Source organism: Devosia sp. T2-14 (assembly GCF_055397495.1).
Genome location: NZ_AP027921.1, coordinates 788,010 through 795,000, shown reverse-complemented (window position 1 = coordinate 795,000; position 6,991 = coordinate 788,010). Strand labels below are relative to the sequence as shown.

Sequence of the window (6,991 nt, the reverse complement as noted above, 5' to 3'; positions counted from 1 at the left end):
CCGTCGTCAAAAGGGAAACAGCCCTAACCTACAGCTAAGGTCCCCAAGTCATAGTTAAGTGGGAAAGCATGTGGGAATGCTTAGACAACCAGGAGGTTGGCTTAGAAGCAGCCATCCTTTAAAGATAGCGTAACAGCTCACTGGTCAAGCGTTCCTGCGGCGAAGATGTACCGGGTCTAAAACTATGCACCGAAGCTTAGGGTTTGCACGTTTACGTGCAAGCGGTAGCGGAGCGTTCCGTAAGCCTGTGAAGCGGTACCTGTGAGGGGCCGTGGAGGTATCGGAAGTGCGAATGATGACATGAGTAGCGACAAAAAGTGTGAGAGACACTTTCGCCGAAAGTCCAAGGGTTCCTGCGCAATGCTAATCAGCGCAGGGTTAGCCGGCCCCTAAGGTGAGGCAGAAATGCGTAGCCGATGGGAACCACGTTAATATTCGTGGGCCAGGTGGTAGTGACGGATCGCGCAGGTTCGTATCCCCTTATTGGATTGGGGGTGCGATGAGCCGGTTCCAGGAAATAGCTCCACCAACATTGACCGTACCCTAAACCGACACAGGTGGACTGGTAGAGTATACCAAGGCGCTTGAGAGAACTATACTGAAGGAACTCGGCAAATTGCATGCGTAACTTCGGGATAAGCATGACCTCTGTTCAGGCAACTGGGCAGGGGTGGCACAAAAGAGGGGGTGGCGACTGTTTACTAAAAACACAGGGCTCTGCGAAGTTGCAAAACGACGTATAGGGTCTGACGCCTGCCCGGTGCCGGAAGGTTAAAAGGAGAGGTTAACGCCTTGAATTGAAGCCCCGGTAAACGGCGGCCGTAACTATAACGGTCCTAAGGTAGCGAAATTCCTTGTCGGGTAAGTTCCGACCTGCACGAATGGCGTAACGACTTCCCCACTGTCTCCAGTATAGACTCAGCGAAATTGAATTCCCCGTGAAGATGCGGGGTTCCTGCGGTCAGACGGAAAGACCCCATGCACCTTTACTATAGCTTTACGCTGGCATTTGTGTCGGCATGTGCAGGATAGGTGGTAGGCTTTGAAGCAGGGACGCCAGTCTCTGTGGAGCCGCAAGATGAGATACCACCCTTATCGTCATAGATGTCTAACCGCGGCATAACAGTGTCCGGGACAGCGTATGGTGGGTAGTTTGACTGGGGCGGTCGCCTCCCAAAGAGTAACGGAGGCGCGCGATGGTAGGCTCAGAACGGTCGGAAATCGTTCCTCGAGTGCAATGGCATAAGCCTGCCTGACTGCGAGACTGACAAGTCGAGCAGAGACGAAAGTCGGTCATAGTGATCCGGTGGTCCCGCGTGGAAGGGCCATCGCTCAACGAATAAAAGGTACGCTGGGGATAACAGGCTGATAATGCCCAAGAGTCCATATCGACGGCATTGTTTGGCACCTCGATGTCGGCTCATCACATCCTGGGGCTGGAGCAGGTCCCAAGGGTATGGCTGTTCGCCATTTAAAGTGGTACGTGAGCTGGGTTTAGAACGTCGTGAGACAGTTCGGTCCCTATCTGCCGTGGGTGTAGGAATATTGAGAAGAGCTGACCCTAGTACGAGAGGACCGGGTTGGACGAACCTCTGGTGGACCTGTTGTGGCGCCAGCCGCATTGCAGGGTAGCTAAGTTCGGACGGGATAACTGCTGAAAGCATCTAAGCAGGAAGCCTCCTTCAAAACTAGTATTCCCTTGAGAGCCGTGGAAGACCACCACGTCGATAGGCCGGGTGTGGAAGCGCAGCAATGTGTGAAGCTTACCGGTACTAATAGCTCGATTGGCTTGATCGTTCTCATTAATCTATGTCCGCATAGTGTGAGTTTGATCGGTACAAATAATACACCAGACATTGCCTCTTGCATGGGAAGGCAATGTCCAAATCAGAACCAAAACCAGAATTCACCCATACGTTTTTCGCTGACCTTGTGGTTTTTGCGAGGAGCCCAAGACCCGATCCCATCCCGAACTCGACCGTCAAATTCCTCTGCGCCAATGGTACTAAGTCTCAAGGCTTGGGAGAGTAGGTCGCTGCAAGGTCTGCCAAAAACGTATGGTCTCATTACGATCTCGAAACACATAAAACCCCAGTCAGAAATGACTGGGGTTTTTGCGTTTGAAACGCACACACCAAGGGGGGCGGACCAGCTTTTGCACCCCAATCCCCAATCCCGCCAAAACAACTCCTTGATCAAACGCTAGAGACAGACGAATCTTCCTGCGTCTGAAACTGCGGAGCGATCAATGCGTTATCTCGTGCTTGTCCTGGCCTTCCTGTTCACCACGGTGGGGGCGATGGCGCAGGGAACCGGAGCGGCCGCATCCGTCGGCAATGACGAGATCGACGCGCTGATCCGGATCATCGAGAATGACGAGAGCCGCAGCGCGCTGATCGAGCGACTGCGCCAAAGTGGAGCAGGGGAGGGGCTGGAGGCCCCACCAGCCGATCTCAGCTTTGCCCGTCAGCTGGCCGAGTATACCCGCTCAGTGGCCGAAGGGACCTCGGCGACACTCCGCACCCTTGGCAGTGTGTTCGTAGACCTGCAGCAGGGTGTCACCGGCACGGCCAACGCCGACTTCAATGCCTTTGCTGATGTGGTGGTCGGGGTGTTCCTGGTTGCGTTGGGGATCTTCGGCAGCTTCCTGATCCTGCGCTTCGCCATGTTGTGGGCGCAGCGGCGCATCGCAGCCGATGCCGTGGGGCGCAAGTTCGTCCCCCGCCTGCTGGCCGCACTCGGCGCCGCCCTGGTCGATCTTGCCGTGGTTCTGGGGGCCTGGGCGGCGGGCAATGCCGTGGCCGTGCTGACCGGCTATGTTGGCGTCATGGGCATCAATCAGTCCCTGCTGCTCAACGCGTTCCTGCTGATCGAGCTCTGCAAGCTGGTGGTTCGGGCGGTGCTGGCGCCGCGTTTCGCCAGCCTGCGTCTGATCCCGATCAATGACGATAATGCGGCCTATTGGTCGTTCTGGATCTCGCGCATCATTTCTCTGCTCGGCTACACGTTCCTGCTGGTCACGCCGATCCTGTCCACGAACCTGTCGGTGGGCGTGGCGACGGCGGTGCAGGTTCTGGTGATGGCGACGGCCGTGACCATCGGCATCGTCATCGTGCTGCAGAACAAGGACGACGTGCGGCACTGGTTGGAGCGCATTGCCAAGAAGCGCGGCAATGATGGCTATGGGCAGCTGCTGGTGCTGCTCGGGCAGCACTGGCATGCGCTGGCCATCGTCTATCTCCTCGCTCTGCTGGTCGTGTGGCTGGTCAATCCGGCCGAAGCGTTGCCCTTCATGCTGGGGGCTACGGTGCAATCGCTGATCGCCATCCTGGCAGGTGCGGTGATTGTCGGGTTCATCACGCGCGGCGTCAGTGCCGGGCTGCAACTATCCGATGACATCAAGACGCGCCTGCCGCTGCTCGAGGCGCGGCTGCATGCCTTTGTGCCGCGCGTCATCCAGGTGGTGCGCTGGATCGTTATCGCTGCGGTCGTAATCGCCATTGCGCAGGCCTGGGCGCTGTTCGACTTTGTTGGCTGGATCGGGACGGAAGCCGGGCAACACGCCGCTGGTTCGCTGATCTCGGCGACGCTGATCATCGTGGTCTGCATCGTGGCCCATGTCGTGGTGGCGTCCTGGGTCGAGTACCAGCTCAATACCGATATCGGCAAAACGCCAACGCCGCGCGAAAAGACCCTGCTGGGCCTGTTCAAGAATGCCTTCACCAGCGCCCTGGTGCTGTTCGGCGTGATGCTGGCTCTGGCGCAGATCGGCGTGAATATTGCACCGCTGCTCGCCGGTGCCGGTGTCATCGGTCTGGCCATCGGTTTTGGCGCGCAGAAGCTGGTGCAGGATGTGATCACCGGCATCTTCATCCAGTTCGAGAATGTGATGAACGAGGGTGACGTGGTGGCGCTGGGCGACAAGACCGGGACGGTCGAAAAGCTCACCATTCGCTCGGTGACCATTCGTGATCTCACCGGCACGGTGCACCTGATCCCGTTCTCCTCGGTCGATCAGGTGTCCAACATGGTGCGGGGCTTCTCGTTCCACGTCGCGGAAATTCGTGCCTCCTATGACAGCGATATCGGCCAGATCAAGCTGGCGATGCAGGAGGCGTTCGATCGCCTGCTGCAAACCGAGTTTGCCGCCGATATCATCGACGTGCTCGATATGCATGGGGTGACCGGCTTCACCGAGTCCGCGGTGACCGTGCGGGCGCGCATCAAGACCAAGCCGGGCAAGCACTGGGCGGCGGGCCGCGCCTATAGCGAATTGATCAAGCAGGTGTTCGACGAGCGCGGGCTCAAAGTGCCCTATCCGCAGATCAATTATGTGGCTGGTGGCCGCGGCAAGTCGGGCGAAATGCTACCGCCACCCATGATGGGTGAGATGGGGACCTGAGGCAGCCGAGCAAAGGTGTGGGTTAAATCCTTTGTGATCGCCGCGCCGGTTTGCCTTAAGGGCATCTTAATTTGATGAGTTAAAATTGTGATACGCGCCAGTTGCGGCACAGCCGGTGCATTGCTTGTACTTGTATTCGCGTATCACGAGGCCTCGTCATGTTTCGCTCCATCGGCAGGGCCCGCGCCCTGCGCAGCCTCACCGCCATTGCCCTGGTGTCTGCCTTCAGTTTGAGCGCCGTGGCGCCGTCGCTGGCCAATAGCGCCGATTTCGTGCGGGGCCTGTGGCCAATGGCCAAGGCGCGCGGCGTCAGCCAGTCGGCATTCGAGGCGTCGTTCGCGGGCTACAATTACCTGCCCAAGGTGATGGAGCTGACCAAGAAGCAGCCCGAGTTTAGCCAGACCGTGCAGCAATATATCGATCGCCGCGTCACTGCCGCCCAGGCGCAGAAGGGCAAGGCGATGCGGGGTGAGTGGAACCAGACGCTGACTGGGGCGCAGCAGCGCTGGGGCGTGCAGCCCGAAGTGGTGCTGGCCATCTGGGGCATGGAAACCAATTTCGGCGGCTTCATGGGGGGCGAGAACACCATTCACGCCCTGGCGACGCTGACCGAGGGCGGCTACCGCGCCGACTTCTTCCGCGACGAGCTGCTGACCGCGCTGCGCATTGTCACCGATGGGCATGTCAGCCCCAAGAATATGGTCGGCTCCTGGGCCGGGGCCATGGGCCACACCCAGTTCATGCCCTCGAGCTTCATGCGCTATGCCGTCGACTATAATGGCGATGGCCGCAAGGATATCTGGAACTCGGTGCAGGATGCGCTGGGCTCGACCGCCAACTATCTCAACAGCCACAAGTGGCGCCCGGGTGAAACCTGGGGCTATGAGGTCAAGCTCCCCAACGGGTTCGATTTTGCCGCGGCGCGGCAGATGGAGCGGGCGCCACTGAGCCAGTGGCAGGCCATGGGCATCCAGCGCGTGTCGGGACGCCCGTTCCCGCGCACCAGCGATATCGGGCGGCTCTATATGCCGGCCGGCGCCTCGGGCCCGACCTTCCTCGTGCTGCCGAACTTCGATGTAATCAAGCGTTACAATAATTCAGACAGCTATGCGCTGGCCGTGGGCCATCTGGCCGACCGCATCATCGGTGGCGGCAGCTTTGTCACGCCCTGGCCGGCGGGCGATTATGCACTGACCAAGGCGCAGCGCGCCGAGTTGCAGACGCTGCTCAACCGGGCCGGATTTGACGTCGGTTCGCCCGATGGCGTCATCGGACCCAAGACCCGCGCTGCCGTCGTGGCCTATCAATCCCGGGCCGGACTGCCGGCCGATGGTCACATTTCCGGGCGCCTGCTCGACAGGCTCAAACGTTAAGCATCTGTTAACTGTTTAGAGTCAACTTTATCGGGCTTAAGTAGAGGGCAGGCACGTCTCCTAACGTTCGAGGCGCCTGCCCTCGCCCATTTCCGGGCGTCATACTATCCCCGGAATTGCCCCCTAGCTTCCGCGCCTTCCCAACAGTGATCGTCACGTTCATGCCCAGTCTGCCCCTGTCGTTTCGTCGTGCCTTCGCGGTCATCCTGCTGCTGGTCTGCCTGCCGGCACCGACTTTTGCCCTCTCGGTCATGGACCCGTTCAATCTGCCCTCGGCAATGGATGGCGGCACGGCCAAGGTGGGCGATGGCATCGCCTATGCCGATGGCGTCAGGCACAAGCTCGACGTCTATGCGCCCGAGGCGCGCGGTGCTGCAGCGCCCGTGGTGTTCTTCATCTATGGCGGCGGCTGGAACCGGGGCGAACGCAGCGATTATCAGTTCGTCGGCCGGGCGCTGGCGGCCCGTGGCTTCGTGACGGTGATTGCCGATTATCGTCTCGTGCCCGAGGTCAAGTATCCCGAATTTCTCGAAGACAATGCCAGCGCCCTGCGTTGGGTGCAGGACAATATCGCCAATTATGGCGGCGACCCCAGCCGGCTGTTCCTCGCCGGCCACTCGGCAGGCGCCTATAATGCGGTGATGCTGGCTCTCGATCCGTCTTTCCTGCGCGAATATGGCTTTGACCTGCCCATCCGGGGCGTTGCGGCGCTGTCGGGGCCCTATGACTTCTACCCGTTCGAATATGGAGAAGTGCAGAACGCCTTTGGTTCTGCGCCCAATCCCGAGGGCACCCAGCCTATCAATCTGGTCACCGCCGACGCGCCGCCCATGTATCTGGCGACCGGCACGACCGACCCCATCGTGCGCATGCAGAATACCGAACGCTTCGCGCAAAAGCTCAAGGATAGCGGCATCTGGGTCACCACCCGTTACTACGAGGGTTTTGGCCACATGGAGCCGGTGATTGCCATGGGCGCCATGTGGCGCTGGCGCATGCCGGTACTCGACGACATGGTGGCGTTCTTCCAGATGTTCGGTGCCTTCCCGAGCGGGGTACCCTATGTTGCCATCGCCCCCGAACCGCCGGAGCAGTTGCCGGAATCCATCGCGCCGATGGACCAGATCATCCAGCAGATGAACTCGATGTTCCAGCCGATCGAGAAGTGACGGTTCGCCAAGCGGACCTCTTTCTGAACTTGTCGAAGGGCGAGGGC

General features: G+C 59.6%; 3 protein-coding genes and 2 rRNA genes (1 of these 5 running past the window's edge). All 5 read left to right on the top strand.

Translation table 11 applies throughout. The features are described from left to right. A 23S ribosomal RNA gene (locus ACZ5WT_RS03870) occupies positions 1-1,797 on the top strand (it extends 926 nt beyond the left edge of the window). A gap of 131 nt (positions 1,798-1,928) precedes the next feature. Then, a 5S ribosomal RNA gene (rrf, locus tag ACZ5WT_RS03865) occupies positions 1,929-2,044 on the top strand. Positions 2,045-2,248: 204 nt separating this feature from the next. Continuing rightward, positions 2,249-4,402, top strand: a complete 2,154-nt coding sequence (locus tag ACZ5WT_RS03860; protein ID WP_464286072.1) for a mechanosensitive ion channel domain-containing protein — start codon at positions 2,249-2,251, stop codon at positions 4,400-4,402. A gap of 158 nt (positions 4,403-4,560) precedes the next feature. Then, positions 4,561-5,775, top strand: coding sequence for a lytic murein transglycosylase (locus tag ACZ5WT_RS03855; protein WP_464286071.1), 1,215 nt, complete (start codon positions 4,561-4,563; stop codon positions 5,773-5,775). Positions 5,776-5,936: 161 nt separating this feature from the next. Continuing rightward, positions 5,937-6,944, top strand: a complete 1,008-nt coding sequence (locus ACZ5WT_RS03850; RefSeq protein WP_464286070.1) for an alpha/beta hydrolase — start codon at positions 5,937-5,939, stop codon at positions 6,942-6,944. Positions 6,945-6,991 lie beyond the last annotated feature (47 nt).

Bases quoted from the DNA above. Each gene is read 5' to 3' on its own strand.
- ACZ5WT_RS03855 (WP_464286071.1), top strand. From the start codon at position 4,561: ATGTTTCGCTCCATCGGCAGGGCCCGCGCCCTGCGCAGCCTCACCGCC.
- ACZ5WT_RS03860 (WP_464286072.1), top strand. From the start codon at position 2,249: ATGCGTTATCTCGTGCTTGTCCTGGCCTTCCTGTTCACCACGGTGGGG.
- ACZ5WT_RS03850 (WP_464286070.1), top strand. From the start codon at position 5,937: ATGCCCAGTCTGCCCCTGTCGTTTCGTCGTGCCTTCGCGGTCATCCTG.